This is a genomic window from Actinacidiphila bryophytorum, from assembly GCF_016916835.1.
GTDB classification, from domain to species: Bacteria; Actinomycetota; Actinomycetes; order Streptomycetales; family Streptomycetaceae; genus Actinacidiphila; species Actinacidiphila bryophytorum.
Genome location: NZ_JAFFIX010000014.1, coordinates 133592 through 149170, shown reverse-complemented (window position 1 = coordinate 149170; position 15579 = coordinate 133592). Strand labels below are relative to the sequence as shown.

12 protein-coding genes and 4 pseudogenes are annotated in these 15579 nt (G+C 70.6%); 9 read left to right on the top strand and 7 right to left on the bottom strand.

What is annotated here, in order from left to right; translation table 11 throughout:
• Positions 1–98 precede the first annotated feature (98 nt).
• Both JT723_RS21100 and JT723_RS21095 read left to right on the top strand, forming a co-directional pair.
• Positions 99–923 (top strand): recombinase family protein, encoded by an 825-nt coding sequence (locus tag JT723_RS21100; protein WP_307864009.1) that lies wholly within the window; start codon positions 99–101, stop codon positions 921–923.
• Between the two features lie 386 nt (positions 924–1309).
• Positions 1310–2284, top strand: coding sequence for an L-threonylcarbamoyladenylate synthase (locus JT723_RS21095; protein ID WP_240165939.1), 975 nt, complete (start codon positions 1310–1312; stop codon positions 2282–2284).
• Positions 2285–2476: 192 nt separating this feature from the next.
• Here JT723_RS21095 and JT723_RS21085 read toward each other — a convergent pair.
• From JT723_RS21085 to JT723_RS21060, 6 genes and pseudogenes are all read right to left on the bottom strand, one after another.
• Positions 2477–3436: pseudogene (locus tag JT723_RS21085) on the bottom strand (IS256 family transposase); the annotation flags it as partial.
• 143 nt (positions 3437–3579) lie between these two features.
• A complete protein-coding gene (locus JT723_RS21080) occupies positions 3580–4023 on the bottom strand; it encodes an orotate phosphoribosyltransferase (RefSeq protein WP_240165938.1) in 444 nt (147 codons plus the stop codon).
• Positions 4024–4307: 284 nt separating this feature from the next.
• A pseudogene (locus tag JT723_RS35295) lies at positions 4308–4539 on the bottom strand (IS1380 family transposase); the annotation flags it as partial.
• Between the two features lie 323 nt (positions 4540–4862).
• Positions 4863–5348, bottom strand: a complete 486-nt coding sequence (locus tag JT723_RS21070; RefSeq protein ID WP_205046283.1) for an RNA polymerase sigma factor — start codon at positions 5346–5348, stop codon at positions 4863–4865.
• A gap of 110 nt (positions 5349–5458) precedes the next feature.
• Positions 5459–5650 carry a hypothetical protein gene (locus JT723_RS21065; protein WP_205046336.1) on the bottom strand — a complete coding sequence of 64 codons (192 nt, stop codon included), beginning with the start codon at positions 5648–5650 and terminating at the stop codon, positions 5459–5461.
• Positions 5651–5682: 32 nt separating this feature from the next.
• Positions 5683–5841: pseudogene (locus JT723_RS21060) on the bottom strand (IS982 family transposase); the annotation flags it as partial.
• A gap of 131 nt (positions 5842–5972) precedes the next feature.
• Here JT723_RS21060 and JT723_RS21055 point away from each other — a divergent pair.
• The 7 genes and pseudogenes from JT723_RS21055 to JT723_RS21025 all read left to right on the top strand — a co-directional run bounded on the left by JT723_RS21055 (position 5973) and on the right by JT723_RS21025 (position 13952).
• The gene (locus JT723_RS21055; protein ID WP_205046282.1) at positions 5973–6272 is read left to right on the top strand and encodes a hypothetical protein; all 300 of its coding nucleotides are present in this window, start codon (positions 5973–5975) and stop codon (positions 6270–6272) included.
• Between the two features lie 235 nt (positions 6273–6507).
• Complete coding sequence (locus tag JT723_RS21050) at positions 6508–7170, top strand: response regulator transcription factor (RefSeq protein WP_205046281.1); 663 nt, start codon at positions 6508–6510, stop codon at positions 7168–7170.
• A 121-nt stretch (positions 7171–7291) separates the two neighbouring features.
• Positions 7292–8626: a sensor histidine kinase gene (locus tag JT723_RS21045; protein ID WP_205046280.1), complete on the top strand. Its 1335-nt coding sequence runs from the start codon at positions 7292–7294 to the stop codon at positions 8624–8626.
• A gap of 95 nt (positions 8627–8721) precedes the next feature.
• Positions 8722–10347, top strand: a complete 1626-nt coding sequence (locus JT723_RS21040) for a S41 family peptidase (protein ID WP_205046279.1) — start codon at positions 8722–8724, stop codon at positions 10345–10347.
• 205 nt (positions 10348–10552) lie between these two features.
• Positions 10553–11039: pseudogene (locus tag JT723_RS21035) on the top strand (GlxA family transcriptional regulator); the annotation flags it as partial.
• Positions 11040–11402: 363 nt separating this feature from the next.
• Positions 11403–12071, top strand: a complete 669-nt coding sequence (locus JT723_RS36195; protein ID WP_205046278.1) for a TetR/AcrR family transcriptional regulator — start codon at positions 11403–11405, stop codon at positions 12069–12071.
• A gap of 216 nt (positions 12072–12287) precedes the next feature.
• Positions 12288–13952, top strand: coding sequence for an MFS transporter (locus JT723_RS21025; RefSeq protein WP_205046277.1), 1665 nt, complete (start codon positions 12288–12290; stop codon positions 13950–13952).
• 354 nt (positions 13953–14306) lie between these two features.
• Here JT723_RS21025 and JT723_RS21020 read toward each other — a convergent pair whose 3' ends face one another.
• A complete protein-coding gene (locus tag JT723_RS21020) occupies positions 14307–15497 on the bottom strand; it encodes an MFS transporter (RefSeq protein ID WP_205046276.1) in 1191 nt (396 codons plus the stop codon).
• Positions 15498–15579 lie beyond the last annotated feature (82 nt).

The following is a 15579-nucleotide window of genomic DNA, read 5'->3' as shown; positions in this document are numbered from 1 at the left end:
CCACGCGACGGCGACGGACCCCAGCGGAGGATCGCGGCTCCACCGAACCCTGAGTTCCGCGATCCCCCGCAGACACGGCGCGGCGCCCCGGGGCGTACCTGCGCATCTCCTCGGACCCCTTCGGCCTGGAAGCAGGGGTCGACGGGGAGAAGGACACCTCGGCGTTCAAGAAGCGCAAGGTCATCCGACCGGACGGGTCGATCGACTGGGTCGTCATCCGGCCGAAGTTCCGCCAGTTGCTCGCAGACCTGGCGTCGGGCGTCATCGACGGGGTGAGCTTCTACACCCTGGACCGCCTCGTCCGGCAGCCGCGTGACCTGGAAGACCTGATCGACATCATCGATTACGTCCAGCGCCCAGCGATCGGTGCCACCGGCGGGCGGATGAACCTGATCAACGACAACGACCGGCACATGGCCCGCATGATGTGCGTGATGGCCCTGAAGTCCTCAGAGGACTCATCCCGCCGCGTCGCCCGCATGCACCTATCCGCGGCCCAGCAAGGCAGCATCCAGGGACGCATGGCCTACGGCTGGATCTGCAAAGGCCCGGACAAGGACAAGCTCCTCCACACCGAAGCGGCAATCGTGCGCGACATCTTCTCCGGCTGCCTGAACGGCGAGACCGCCTACAGCCTCGCCACCGACCTCAACCTGCGCCAGGTCCCTCCGCCCGAGGCCCGCACCTGGTCCTCGATCATGGTCAACAAGATGCTCCGCAACCCCCGCTACGCCGGCATGGTCTCCTACGGCGGCAAGCACCGCGTCGACCCCGCCACCGACTGGGAAGGCTGGTCCCGCGTTCCACGTCCCCGTCGACGGAGGCGTCTACCGGATCCGCACCCGCGAGGAACAGACCGCGTTCAACATCGGCCTACCGAGCGGACCCACCTGGTCATGTCACTGTCCGAGACGGAGCAGTAGCGCTCTCCCGAGAAACCTCGTCATCTTCACTTGGTCGACCTGGCGCTTGCAGCTGCACTTGTGCGGGCGAACATCCCTTGCCCGTGACGTGGGGCGTCAGCAACGGATCACCGGTCACCGCATAGAGGGACGTTCGGTGTGAGGCGTCCGGTGAGTTATCGAACCTCTGCCATCCTCAGGCGAGGGGGTCCCGGCGCTACTCCCCCGGAGCGCCGGGGTCTTCCCCGCCGGCAACATCGGGCGTCGGCTGCTGACGGCGTCCGCACCCGTCGGCGGATCGGCCCAACCGCCGATCGGGTGACGCAACAGCCCCGCATCAAGCTGCCGGTGCCCCACCGATGACGACGGTTCCGCGGTCTCGGCGTGCGCTTAGGATGGCGAGGGTGATGGCGGGAACTGGTGACATCGAGAAGGCGGCCGGGGTGCTGCGCGCCGGGGGGTTGGTGGCTCTCCCGACCGAGACCGTCTACGGTCTGGGGGCGAACGCCGAGGATCCCGTGGCTGTCTCGCGCATTTTCCAGGTGAAGGGGCGCCCCCCGTCCCACCCGCTGATCGTCCATCTCGGCGGCGCGGAGATGCTGGATGCCTGGGTCGAGGAGGTGCCGCAGACGGCTCGCCTGCTGGCGGAACGCTTCTGGCCGGGGCCGCTCACGCTGGTCCTGCGGCGGGGTCGCCGGGTGCCCCTGGAAGCGACCGGTGGTCTGCAGACGGTGGCGGTGCGGGTGCCCGACCACCCCGTCGCGCTCGCGCTGCTGGCCGCCTTCGGCGGCGGTGTCACCGCCCCGTCGGCCAACCGCTTCGGCGCCGTCAGCCCGACCACCGCCGACCACGTCCATGCGGAGCTCGGTGATGCCGTCGACTTCGTCCTGGACGGCGGCCCCTGCACAGTCGGCGTGGAGTCGACCATCGTCGATGTCACGGGCGATGCCCCGAGCATCCTGCGGCCCGGCGGGGTCACGCGCGAGGACCTCGAAGGAGCACTTGGGCGCCGGCTCGCGGTCCCGTCGGCGGGTCCTGTCCGGGTGCCCGGACAGCACCCGTCGCACTACGCGCCGCGGGCGCGGGTCGTCCTCGTCGAGCCCGCGAAGGTCGCAGCCGAGGCTGAGCTGGCGCAGCAGTCCGGGCACCGCGTGGGTGTCCTTCTCCCTGCCTCCTTCGCCGGGGCGGCGGTGAAGGTGCACGCCATGGTGACAGTGCCGGGCTCCATGGCCGCCTACGCGCGCGGGCTGTACGGGTTCCTGCGCGACCTCGACCGGCAAGGGTGCGATCTGATCGTCGCGTCCTTGCCGGACGAAGAGGGCCTGGGGTCGGCGATCGCCAACCGGCTCCGCCGTGCCGCGGGTCCCCGGCACACCGGGTGACCGGCGGGGGGCTTCCGCTGCCCTGGGTGCGAGGGCCAAGCGGATCCCCTGCGGTCAGGAAGCGGCGGGTACTTTCGCGTCGAGGCCGTGGCTGGCGACGAGCTGGGCCTTGCCGTCGGCCAGGCGGTAGCGCAGTCCGACGACGGCGGTCTGCCCGGCGGCGACCTTCTCGGCGAGCACGCGGGAGCGGTCCAGCAGCCGGTCGGCGGTGTTGCGTACGTGCTCGGCAGCCCTGGGGAACTTCGCTTCCAGGGCGTTCAACACGTGCGTCATCTGGGCTTTCACCGCGTCGGCGTCGGGTTGTTCGAAGACCGTCCGCAGCAGCGTGGCCACCCAGGGCTGGGCGGATTTCGGAACCTGGGAGAGCAGGTTGCGGGCGTAATGCGTGCGGCAGCGCTGCCAGGACGCGCCGGGCAGCACCGCACCGATCGCGGCCACCAGGCCGGTGTGGGCGTCGGAGACGACGAGCTGGACACCTGCCAGGCCGCGGGCGGTCAGGGATCGCAGGAACGCCAGCCACCCGGCACCGTCCTCGGCGGTGGCCACGTCCAGGCCGAGGATCTCCCGGTGCCCGTCGGCGTTGACACCGACCGCGACCAGCGCGTGGACATTGACGATCCGGCCGCCCTCGCGGACCTTCTGGGTCAGGGCGTCGACCCAGACGAACGCATACGGTCCGGCGTCCAGCGGACGGTTACGGAAGGCCGTGACCTGCTCGTCCAGGTGCTTGGCCATCGCGCTGACCTGCGACATACTCAGCTGCGTCACGCCGAGGGACTCCGCGAGCTTTTCCACCCGGCGGGTGCTGACGCCCAGCAGGTAGGCGGTGGCGACCACGCTGATGAGGGCCTGCTCGGCCCGGCGGCGGCGTTCCGGCAGCCAGGCCGGGAAGTAGCTGCCGGTCCGCAGCTTGGGGATCGCGAGCTCGATCGTGCCGGCGCGGGTGTCCCACTCCCGCGGGCGATAACCGTTGCGGTGGTTGACCCGCTCGTCGCTGACCTGCCCGTACTCGGCGTTGCACATCGCGTCGGCCTCCGCCGACATGAGCGCGTCGGTGAACGTCTTGACCATCGCACGCAGCAGGTCAGGACTCGCCGAGGCCAGGTTGTCCTCGGTCAGGGCGTGCAGGGGCAGACTGTCAGGTGCGGTCATCGTGCTGATCTCCTTCGAGGCTTGACACTTCGAAGATCAGCCGGTGGCCGTCTTGCTATACGGGCACCAACCCGGACGCCGGAGCAAACCCCCGGATCAGGTCCCACCGCTACACCACTTCCAAGGACTCAATCCCCGGCCGGTCACACGGCAGCGGCCCGCAGGTCTGCGGCCGTCAGCAGCGACAACAGTCCGATGCCCTCGGCCGCGAGGGCATCGGCACCGCCCTGCTCACGGTCGATCACGCACAGAGCCTCCTGCACCTGAGCCCCCAGACCCCGCAGGTCCGCGGTCGAGAGCACGATCTGTCCACCACTGGTGACCACATCCTCAACGACCAGCACCCGGCGGCCTTCGACGTCGGCGCCCTCGGCGAGGCGGCAGGTGCCATACGGTTTGGCCTGCTTGCGCACGAAAGCGCAGGGGAGCCCCGCGTGTCGGCCGAGTGCGGTCACCACCGGGATGCCACCCATCTCCAGGCCGGCCAAGACCTCGGTGCCCGGCGGCACCAGCGGAACCATCTCCCGGGCGATCTCGTCCAGCAGGACCGGGTCGCCCTCGAACCGGTACTTGTCGAAGTACTCCATGGCAGTACGTCCGGACCGAAGGGTGAACTGCCCGGTCAGATGGGAGGCAGCATGGATACGGCGAGCGAGATCAGAGTGAGTCACAGGCAGCCAGTCTTCCAGCCCTCCCTCCCAGCCAAGACACCGGTTCTCTCCACGACACCGTGAACACCAAGCCGACACCGTGAACACCAAGAACCCCTGCGGCCTGCGGTCGCAGGGGTCATTTCACACCCGCACGTCATCAACGCCAGTGTCGCCGTCGTGCTCATCCAGCGCGATGATCGTCATTTCGACGGAATACTCCAGATCGCCGTCGCGTCCTGCTTGTCGGAAGTGCGCCAGGACCAGGACCAGGACGCCGTCCAGATCGACCGTCACCTCACCGCTCTGGTCGGGAGCGTCTGTGCCGGCCAGCGACCGGGCGCGGGAGCGGACTTCGGCCCGTGCCCGATGGAGGGCCTGCAGTGCCTTCCCGCCCGAGGCGGCGGAGGTGTCGATCCGGCGGGAGACGGTCGGGTCCGAGGCGACTCCGCCGCAGACGCCGCGCTCGCTCTGCCCGCACGGCGTCTGCGGCGGAACCTCCTGCCTCGCGATGGCGGCGCCGACCCGCCAGGTCAGCGCCCGCCGTGCGCGGCCGCGCACGGCGCCCGCAGAAACGCGATGCCGTAGGGACGACCGCCCGTGCCCGAGGTGCCGCTCGCGATCCACGTAGTGTTGCCTGGGCGAAGGACAATGGTTCCCTCCCGGACAGTGCCGCTGTGGTTGCTCACGACCGAGGAGGTAGTTCCCAGTCCCATTCCTAGTACGTGGCCCGGCAGACCCGGCGGCGTCCTGAACGACGCCGGATGACCCCCCTCTCACTGACACAGGTGGGGGGCGGACGCGTCGACGACCACGTTGATGCCTGCCGCACGGAGTTCGGTCTCCAGTGCCCCCATCTTGGCCCGGTCATCGATGACCTTCAACGCGTCGTGGAAGGTGATCTTCACGGTGCCACCCTTCTGCGCCTCGACCGCGTACGCCGGGGTAGAGCTCCCACCGGGCACAACGGCAAGGATCGCGCCGGCCGCCGCTGCGGCAGCAGGGGCGGGGGTCGTCCCGTCAGGAGACGCGACGGCGCTGCGCAGCCAGGCCCGCTCGTTCCGCGCGGCCGACCGATAGGCATAGTCGCCGGAGTCGACGACAGCGAGGAAGACGTCTGCAACAACGTCGGCCACCGTGTGCGGTTCATCGAAACGACGGCTCACGAAGCGAGTCACATCCTCGACGTGCCGCCGGTAGAACGCCTCCAGATCCCCGAGGTCTCTCTCTGGGGCGCCCCGGCGACGTGCGGATATGTTCACTGAGTCACTCTCCCGACTCGACTGCCCCTCCCGGGCCTACGCCCTTTACGTGGGAGTCAGGACAGAAGGCGTTACACCGCGATTTCATGCCGCACCAAGCACCCCCCGGCTCAAGTGGTCAGCGGGTCGACCGCACCCGGGCCGGACGTCGTGCCCGCGGGGTCGAAGGCGAGGGTCGAGGGGCGGCTGGTGGCGTACAGCCTGCCCGCCGAGGCGCTGCTGACCGGATCGTGCAGGTCGCGGACGTGGCGCTCCCGCGGCCGAGGGCGCAGGACGATTCCCTGTCCCACCTTGCGACGCATGCTTGCACATGCTCCCGGACGACCCCAGGGGACTGCGGGTTGGCCGGCGCCCACATGACCGGCATGCCCGTCGGCGTGCACACCAGGTACAGACGCAGGCCCCAGAAGAAGCGGGAGCGGACCGCGCAGTAGCCGTAGCCGGCCCAGCCCGCCAGGTCAGAACGCTGGACGGTCAGGCGCGACATGCCGCACAGGTGCTTGCGGGCGTAGCGCAGCCGGCGGGCCTCGGAGTGGTAGCCGAGGAGTGCCTGCGCCAAACGAATGGCTCTGACCTCTGAAAATGCTTCAGCGGCACCAGCTGGCGGACGATAGCGTGCCCCCCATGGGGATCAGCGTTCAGGTTCGAACATTCACAGGCGCGGTCGAAGCCACGTGCGTGCATCCATCCATCGCTGACCTGTGCAGACGGGCGGCGAGCCAGAACCTGCCCCTGCTCGGATACGTCGATCCCTACGACGACACCGTGTTCAACCGATCGCAGCTCAGAGTCCTCATCCCCGAACTCCGGGGGCTGGCGAACGGCTCCGCTGCCGAGGAAGTCGAGGCGGTACACCAGATCCTTGCGCTGACCGCTCACGTCGAGCGCAAGGCCCACCGGTATCTCGTCTTCAACGGCGACTGACGGTGTCGAGCCGGCCTACGCCGACTTGAGACCCCGATTGGCGCTCAACCGTGACAGCTGACCTGGCGAGCGCAGGTTTCAGGCGTAGTCCCAGCAGCGGGTGCAGAGGCGCGGTATGCGGAAGACAGAATGGGTGTGCGCTGGATGGCCACCCTGCCGGCGGGTTCCGTACGGCGGAACCGCTCCACAGGATTCCCGGGGACACTGGGGCCGAACGGGAGAGGGGCGGTGGGGGATGCGGGTGCTGGTGGTCGAGGACGACGAGGAGATGGCACAGGTGGTGGCCGTGGGGTTGCGCCGTGCGCAGATGGCAGTGGATCTGGCGTTCGACGGGGAGGCGGCACTGGATCGGATGCTGGGGGCCGGCCGCGATGCGTACGACGTGGTGGTGCTGGACCGGGATCTGCCCCGAGTGCACGGGGACGTCGTGTGCGCGGCGCTGATCGACGCCGGGTGCCGTAGCCGGCTGCTGATGCTCACCGCCGCGGCGGCGGCCGACGACATTGTGGACGGGCTGGGGTTGGGCGCCGACGACTACCTGTCGAAGCCGTTCGACTTTCCCGTCCTGGTGGCCCGGATCGCCGCGCTGGCCCGCCGCGCGCATCCTGCGGTGCCGCCCATGGTCCGGTGCGGCGACATCGTGGTGGACACCGCGCGGCGCACCGCGGTCCGGGCCGGGCGGCAACTGGCTCTCACGCCCAAGGAGTTCGGAGTCCTGGAACTGCTGCTGGCCGCCGGGGGCCGCGCGGTGTCCGCCGAGGAACTGCTGGAGCGAGTCTGGGACGAGGCCGCCGACCCCTTCACCAGCGCTGTGAAGATCACCGTCAGCCGGCTGCGAGCCAAGCTCGGCGCGCCGGCCGTCATCGAGACGGTGGCCGGGGCCGGTTACCGGATCTGAGGAGCCGTTCCGGACCGGCGAGTACGGCCCGCAGCCCAGCCTGAAAGGTCCCTGCACTCGTATGCCCGAACATCCCCACGGAACTGCTGACAGAACCCGCCGTGACACCGCCCGCGCCCCGATGACCGCCCCGCGCGGACTTCGCGGGCTTCGTGTCCTGTCCGCACTCCGCGACCGCGTCGTTCGCCCCGGCCCGCCCCGACGTACGGTGCGGCTGCGGCTGCGGCTGGCCGCCCTGTACGGCGGGCTGTTCCTGGCGTCCGGCGTTGCCCTCCTGGCGGTCACGTACGGCCTGGTGGCCCGCGCTGTCGACCGCCCGCCGACCGTCGTGAAGCACGCGGTGACCGCGGCGCCCGGCGCAGGCGCATACTCGGGTCAGGCGCCCGGCTCGCGGACCGATCCGGCGCCCGTTCCGACGGCGCCCCTGGATGACGACTCCCTGCAGAAGGTGGTCCAGCGGACCGTGGGCCGTCAGAAGTCCGACCTGCTGCACACCCTGCTGGTTCAGTCCGGGATCGCCCTGGGCCTGATGTCCCTGACGTCCGTGCTGCTCGGCTGGATCGTGGCGGGCCGCATCCTGCGCCCTCTGCGGACGATCACCGCCACCGCGCGGGACATCTCGGCCACCAGCCTGAACAGGCGGCTCGCGCTGAACGGCCCGCGGGACGAACTACGCGAACTGGGCGAGACGTTCGACGCGCTGCTGGGCCGGCTCGACACATCGTTCCAGGCACAGCGGCAGTTCGTCGCCAACGCCTCGCACGAGCTGCGTACGCCTCTGGCCCGCCAGCGTGTGCTGGGCCAGGTCGCGCTGGCCGACCCCGAGCCGACCGTGGAGTCGCTGCGCGGCGCACACGAACGGATACTCGCCGCGGGCGACCAGCAGGAGCGGCTCATCGAAGCACTGCTCACCCTCGCCCGCGGCCATGCAGGCATCGACGTGCGCCGCCGGTTCGACTTGGCGATTCTGGTCGAGGAGGCGGTCGCCGGACGCCGTACGGACGCACGCGAGCGGCGGGTGACGCTTCATCCGTCAGCGGGCGAGGCCCTGGCGTCCGGCCACCGTGCACTCGCCGAGCGCCTGATCGCCAACCTGCTGGACAACGCGATCCGCTACAACGTGGCCGGCGGGCACGTCGAGGTCAGCACAGCAACGACGGCGGGCCGCGCCGTCCTCACCGTCGCCAACACAGGCCCCACCGTGCCCGAGGACGCCGTCGAGCGCATCCTGCTGCCCTTCCAGCGCCTCGACCCGGCCCGTGCCGCCCGCGGCTCCCGTATCGATTCCTCATCCCGTAACGATTCTTCAGAGGGTCTCGGCCTGGGCCTGTCCATCGTCGCGGCCATCGCGTCCGCGCACGACGCGTCGCTCACCGCGGCCGCGCGGCCCGGCGGTGGACTGGTCGTCACCATCGCCTTCCCCACCGCTGTCGGGCCGGCAGCGCAACCGTCGTGAAACCGCCTGCTCTGTAGAACTCGACCGACACCCACCGCACCGCACGCGGTGGCGTCGACCCCCTACGAATGACGTCGAGTCCAGGAGCACTCCGCATGAACCGCAAGAGCAACGACACGCCCTCCGGCCCGGCCCTCGCCGCCGACACGCCCGCCACGCGGAACGCGCCCGAGACACCCGCCGGCAGGCCGACGCACCGCCCGTCCCCCCACCGCCGCCCCGGCCTGACCAGCAAGCGACGCATGCTGGCTGCGACCGGGGCCGCAGTCCTGGCCGGGAGCGTCCTCGTCACCCGCATCACGGCCTTCGCCGACCCCCCGGCCACCGCCACGACCGCCGCCGACCGGCCCGCCGCCTGCGAACGGCAGAACCCGGCCCAGCCGCAGCCCCCCACGCAAGAGCCGGTCCCGACATCGGTCAGCACGGTAGAGCAGGCGTATTACTGCATCTTCGGCAACTACTACGGCGGTTCGCGACTCGACGACCGCCCGCTGCTGCAGTACGCCTTCCAGGCCGTCGTCAAGGAGCTGCGCAAGCGTGGGCTCGACCAGCCGGACGCCGTACTGCCGGCGCTGACCGGCGACCGAGGCGAGGACTGGTCACGCTTCGCCGGGCGGCTCCAGACGGTGCTGTCCGCGCTGCCCGTCTCAAGCCCGGCCGTGGGATCGGACGGCGGTCAGACGCTGCGCTCGTCCCTCGCGCTCGCCGCGATCCAGGGGATGCTCGCCGCGCTTCACGACAACCACGCCGGGTATGTGAGCCCGGGGACGACAGGCAGCCCCACGGCGGGCGCACCCACGTGGGGCCTGGGCATCAGCCTGAATATGACCAGCCCGCCGGCCGAGACCGCACCGGACTTCACGGGGCCCCTCTTCCTCACCGCGGTCGGCTCGGGCACGCCCGCCGCGGCGGCCGGACTCAAGCCGGGCGACGTCGTCGAGTCGGTCGACGGCGTCCCGGTCTTCACCGGCGGCAAGCTCAACCCCGGGGTCGTGGACCTGCTCCACCCGGCGTATCCGCAGCGCACCTCGGTGACCATCACCCTACGCAGGCCGGTGACCGGCCGGACCCGGCACGTGCGCCTCGTCCCCGGCGCGCTGCCCTCGCAGCCACAGCCGCAAGTGGACGCTCATCTGATCAACGGCAGTATCGCCGACATCCGCTTCACCGCCTTCTACCCGGGCGTCGCCGAGGACGTCCTCAAGGCTGTCGCCGGCCTGCAGGCGACCACACCCACCAAGATCACCGGCGTTGTCCTCGACGTACGCGGCAACCACGGCGGAGTCGCCCAGGAAGGAAACGTCCTGCTGGGGGCCTTCGTCCACGGCGCCACAGTGGTGTCGTTCTGCGACGCCGACGGCGCTTGCGTCCCTCAACGCGTCGACGACAGCACTCCGCTGCTGCACCTGCCACTGGTCACACTCACCGACGACGGATGTGCCTCCGCCTGCGAGGTGTTCGCGACCGGTGTCAAGGACCTGGATCTCGGCGCCCTCATCGGCACGCGCACCGCAGGCGTCAACGCCGGCCCCGCCCTGCTGTACGCATTGAACGACGGCAGCATGATCCGCATGCCCTCGCAGCACGTGATCGGCGCGAACGGTGAGCTCATCGACGGCGTCGGCGTCCCCCCGGACCACTACGCCCCGCTGACCGCGGCGGACCTGTCCGCCGGCCGGGACCCGGCTCTGATCAAGGCGGCGTCGCTGCTCACGCAGTGACATCCCGGGCTCCTGGGACGCCGGAGCCGTGGGCGACGGTCATGAACTGCCAGGACCGTCGCCCGGTCCAGCGGTCCGCCGCCACCCGCCCCGAGACAAGCTCAGCGCGGCCGCTCAACCGCCGCGCACTCCAGAGGGCCTGTTCGAGGCGGACGAGCGTACGGTTGGCGCCCGCCATGACCCCGCCCGGTGTGATGTGCTGTAGGTCGAGGACGGCAACGTCCTGACCTCTGCCGGGCTGTCCGCCGGCATTGACCTGCGTCTGCACCTGGTCGGTCCGTTCCGACTACGGCGCCGCGACAGCCAACGCCGTCGCCAGGCTTGTGGAGGCGGCACCGGTGCGACCGGGTGGGCAGGCACAGTTCATCGCGACGCCGCTGCCGCCCGAGACGGGCACCTCGCTGGCCGCGACCCGGGCATGGGCGCTCGATCGCCTGCATGAACCGCTGACCCGTGCCGACCTCGCCGCTCACGCGACGACCAGCGTCCGCACGCTGACTCGCAGGTTCCACGACGAGACAGGCCTGAGCCCGCCGCAGTGGCTCCTCCACCAGCGGGTGATCCGTGCACAGGAGCTCCTGGAGACGACGGACCTGCCGATGGACCAGGTGGCCCGGCTCAGCGGCTTCGCCACCACGCACTCCCTGCGCCAGCACCTGTCGAGAAGGACCGGGCTCACCCCCAGCGCGTGACGCGCCGCGTTCACACAGCACCCGGGATCAACAGAACGAGGCGCCACCACGGCTTGAACGTCGGCTGGGCGCTCAACGACGGCGCAGACAGCATTGCGACGACCGGCGTCACCTCCTGGAACGCCACCAACGCCTTCACCATCGGACGAGCCGGGTACAACGGCGCGAACACCGGCTACTTCTCCGGTCGACTCAGCATCGTTCACGCCTGGAGCTGCACACTCGACTCCCTCCAGTTCTCGGCCCTCTACAAGCAGAGATCCACTGACCGTCCACCCGTTTCGACGGCGGGAGGGGCCGCGGAAGGCAGCCCCGGCCACTCCCGCCGTACCTTTGAATCCACCCATGCAAGGAGGAGGCTCGATGAAGCAGGCCCCACCATCCGGGGGTCACACGCCCGGGCCGAACGGCACTCCACCGCGGCGGGGCCGTCGCCCCGGGCGGACGGACACGCGCGACACCATCCTCAGCGCTGCCCGCGAGCAGTTCCTGGCGCAGGGCTACCACGCCGTGACCCTACGCGCGATAGCCGCGGAGGCAGGCGTGGACGCGGCGTTGATCAACTACTACTTCGGCTCGAAACGAGGCCTGTTCGGCGCGGCAATGGCCCTGACAGCCAACCCGGCAGACCTGCTGGAACGCGTGTTCGCAAGCGATAAGCCCACCGTCGTCCCTCGCGCGCTGCGCACCCTCCTGGCCTCCTGGGACTCCGCAGATTCCGGGCCCGGGCTGGTGGCAATGCTCCGCAGCGTCTCGGCCGACGAATCCGCCGCCGCGCTCGTGCGGGAGGTCATGGAGCGCGAGGTCATCGAGCGCGTGGCCGAACGCCTCGGCGGCGCCCACGCGCAGGCGCGGGCCATGGCGTTCTGCGCCCAGATGGCGGGCATCATCACAACCCGCTACCTGTTGCGGCTGGAGCCGATCGCATCGATGACGCCGGATGAGGTAGTGAGGTACTGCGGGCCTTCACTCGCAGTAGCGCTGCGGGAGAAACCGCGGAGCGGCCGCCGGCGCGTAGCGGCCGCCCCGTAATTCATCGCAGGACCCGGAAAGCGGCCGATTGTCGTGGCGGGCACGGCGGAAGGGGGACGTCGTCCTGCGGATCATGCCGATGACCTGGTGTTCGGTGGAGCAACGGAGACGTGTGGGCGTAAGCCTTGAATTCATCGAAGTGGAGAATCGAGCGTGGCAGGCGGGAGTGTGATGGTCAGCGCTGATAGACGCGCGGATCTCGTAGGAGGCTCCCCCATGAACGACAGCGACACCGACGCCCGGGCGGCGGCCGGGCGGAACGGTTCGGTCGACCGCCCGTCCCAGGCTGCGAAAGGCTCTGCCGGAGGGCGGGCGCCCGGCGAACGGCCGATCAGACATGGCCTGGTCCTCTTCCTCACCTGCCTCGCACTCGGTGCAGTGGTCTCGGCCATGGCATCGCTGAACGTCGCACTGCCGAGCCTGGCCCGTGAAACACACGCGAGTCAGATGCAGCTGTCCTGGGTGATCGACGCCTACAGCCTGGCCTTTGCCGCGCTGTTGCTGCCCGCCGGCGCCCTGGGCGACCGCTTCGGCCGCAAGCGCGCTTTGCTCGCGGGCCTCGTCATCTTCGCGACCGGCTCGCTGCTCGCCATGTTCACCACGGACGCACACCAACTCATCGCCCTACGAGCACTGTTGGGTGCGGGAGCCGCCCTGGTGATGCCGGCGACCCTGTCGACCATCACCAGTACTTTTCCGGCTGCGCAGCGGACCCGGGCGGTCAGCGTGTGGACGGCGGTGGCCGGCGCCAGCGCCGTGTTGGGGCTGCTGGTCACCGGCTCACTGCTCGAGCAGTGGTCGTGGCGCTCCGCGTTCCTGCTGAACATGGTGCTCGCGGTGGTCGCCGCGGTCGGCACACTGCTGTTCGTCCCCGAGTCCGCGGAGCCCGACCAGCCACGCCTGGATGTGGTCGGCGCGCTCATCACGGTGGCCGGCCTGCTCGCCCTGGTCTACTCGGTGATCGAAGCGCCGACCCGCGGCTGGTCCGATCCGCTCACCATCGGCGGCATCGTGGTCGGCTTCGTGGTGCTGGCCGGTTTCGTCGCCTGGGAGCTGCGGCGCGAACATCCTTTGCTGGACCCGCGGTTGTTCCGCACCAACCCCCGCTTCGCGGCCGGGTCCCTCTCGATCACCCTCCAGTTCTTCGCCTTCTTCGGCTTCATCTTCGTGGTCATGCAGTACCTGCAACTGGTCCGCGGAGACAGCGCGTTGGTCGCCGCAGTGAGCGCCCTTCCGATGGCCGGGGCGATGGTGCCGGTCACCAGGTTGACACCGAAGCTGATCGAGAAGACCGGCAAGGTGGCAGCGCCGTGGATCGCCGGTCTGCTGCTCATCGCCGTCGCCATGGGAGTCCTCTCGCAGCTGCGGCAGGACAGCTCGTACGGGCTGATCGTGGGCGGCCTCATACCCCTCGGTGCCGGAATAGGCCTGGCCATGACCCCGGCGACCACTGAGATCACCGACGCGCTGCCGCGAGCTCTCCAGAACGTGGGCTCGGCGATGAACGACCTGTCCCGCGAACTCGGCGGCGCACTGGGTATCGCGGTCCTCGGCAGCCTGCTCAACGCGGGTTACCGCGGCAACCTGGACCTGCCCGACAACCTGCCGCCCCAGGCGGCCGCGGCGGCGCACGCCTCCGTTGCCGGAGCGGTGGTCATCGGCGGACCGGTGGCGCAGAGTGCACGTGCCGCCTTCTGCGACGGCCTGGAGCAGGCGCTTCTGGCGGGCGTCGGAGTCGCTCTGCTCGCGGCCCTCCTTGTCGGCCTTCTGCTGCGGGGGACGAAGCCGCAGCCCCCGGAGGGAGCCGAGGACATGACGGCCGGCGAAAGCGAGCGCCTCGGCAGGGCCGTCACCGAGCCGCTCGTACGCGGCACTCGCTGACCTGACCTGTCGAGCGTTCTGTACTCCTCCGCCCGCCCTGGCCGGGAAGGACGTACCTTCCCGAGCGATCGTGTGAAGGCCAGTCCGGCCTCGCCCGGCAAACGCGGCTTCACCCAGCCACCTGACGGCCTGCCCGGCTCCTGACGAAAGCCGGCATGCATCCGAAGACCTGCCACCCGCAATCCGCGCCGGCCCCTGGGCCGGCTGGGGGCCGCGTGGCCGGCGAAGCGAGCAGTGCCGATCACCGGCTGCGTCGCGGCAGGCATCGGTCAGGGCGTGACGAAGTCCTGGCTGGTGCCGGGGGCGTTCCAGCCGGTACTCGTGATGCCCGACGACGTCATCGCGCCCGGCGGTTCATTCCGGGTGGCGGGCCAGGTTCAGCAGGACCAGGGCGCACAGGGTGGCTCCCGCGGCGACCGCGGACAGGACGGTGGTCAAGGAGAGGTGCTCGAAGAGGATGCCGGCGACCGCGTAGGCGATCGGGCTGGCCACGAAGACGGCGGCGCCGAAGACCGGGACGACGTGGGGGCGCAGATGCTCCGGTGGGCGCAGCATCAGCAGCGCGACCGCGGGGGCTGTCACCGCGGGCAGGAACATGCAGCTCGCCGCGACCGTCAGGCCGGCCAGGACGGCCGGCTGGTGCCAGGGCAGCAGCCACAGCACGACGGCGGCGCCCACCCCGCCGCAGGCCGCGAACCGGGTCGGCGGGATGCGGCGCGCGAGCCGTGCGACGACGACGGTGCCGATGGCGGTGCCGCCGCCCCATGCGGCCAGCAGCCAGCCGGCCACATGGGGGTCGGAGTCGTACCGCGCCCTGGCCAGGACCGGCAGGGCGAGCAGCACCACGGGCATGAGGGTGCCGTAGCCGAGGGCGGCGAGCGCCATCGTGCGCAGCACCCTGTCCCGGAAGAGGTGCAGTGCGCCCTCCGCCATCTTGTGGGCCGACAGCGGCTCGGGGTCGACCTCGCGGCGCGGCAGCCCGGTCAGCAGCGCGGCGGACAGCGCGAACGTGGCCGCGTCGAACCACAGCACGTCGAGCGCCCCGAACCAGGCGATCAGGAACCCGGCGATCGCCGGGCCGACCAGTCGCGCCGACGACGTCGCCGTCTCGAACAGGGCGTTGCCCGCGGTGACGGCCCCCTCGTCCGTTCCGATGGTGTCGGTCAGCAGCATGCGCTGCGCGGACAGGTAGCCCGACGCGACGCATCCGATGAGCGCGACGAACACCAGCAGCAGCCAGAACGGCAGCATGCCCGCCAGATACAGCGCGGGCACGGCCGCCATCAGTACCGCGTCGGCGATGTCGCCGACGATGGTGATCCGGCGCGCGCCCCACCGGGCCACGAGCAGCCCGGCGGGCATGCCCAGCAGCGGCACCGGAAGGATCTGCACGACGAACACCAGCCCCATCCGGGCCGGCGAGCCGCTGGTCATCAGCACGAACCAGGGCAGCGCCAGCGTCGTCATCTGGGTGCCGACCGAGGAGATGAACTCCGCGGCGATGACCCGGCGGAACTCCCGGCCGCGCAGCGGCGATGGCTGCACAGCGGCCGTGTCCGGCTCCGGTACGGGGTCTGCGAGGCGGTTCTGCGCGGGAGGGTCCGCGCTGTCCGCCGGACCCTGCACG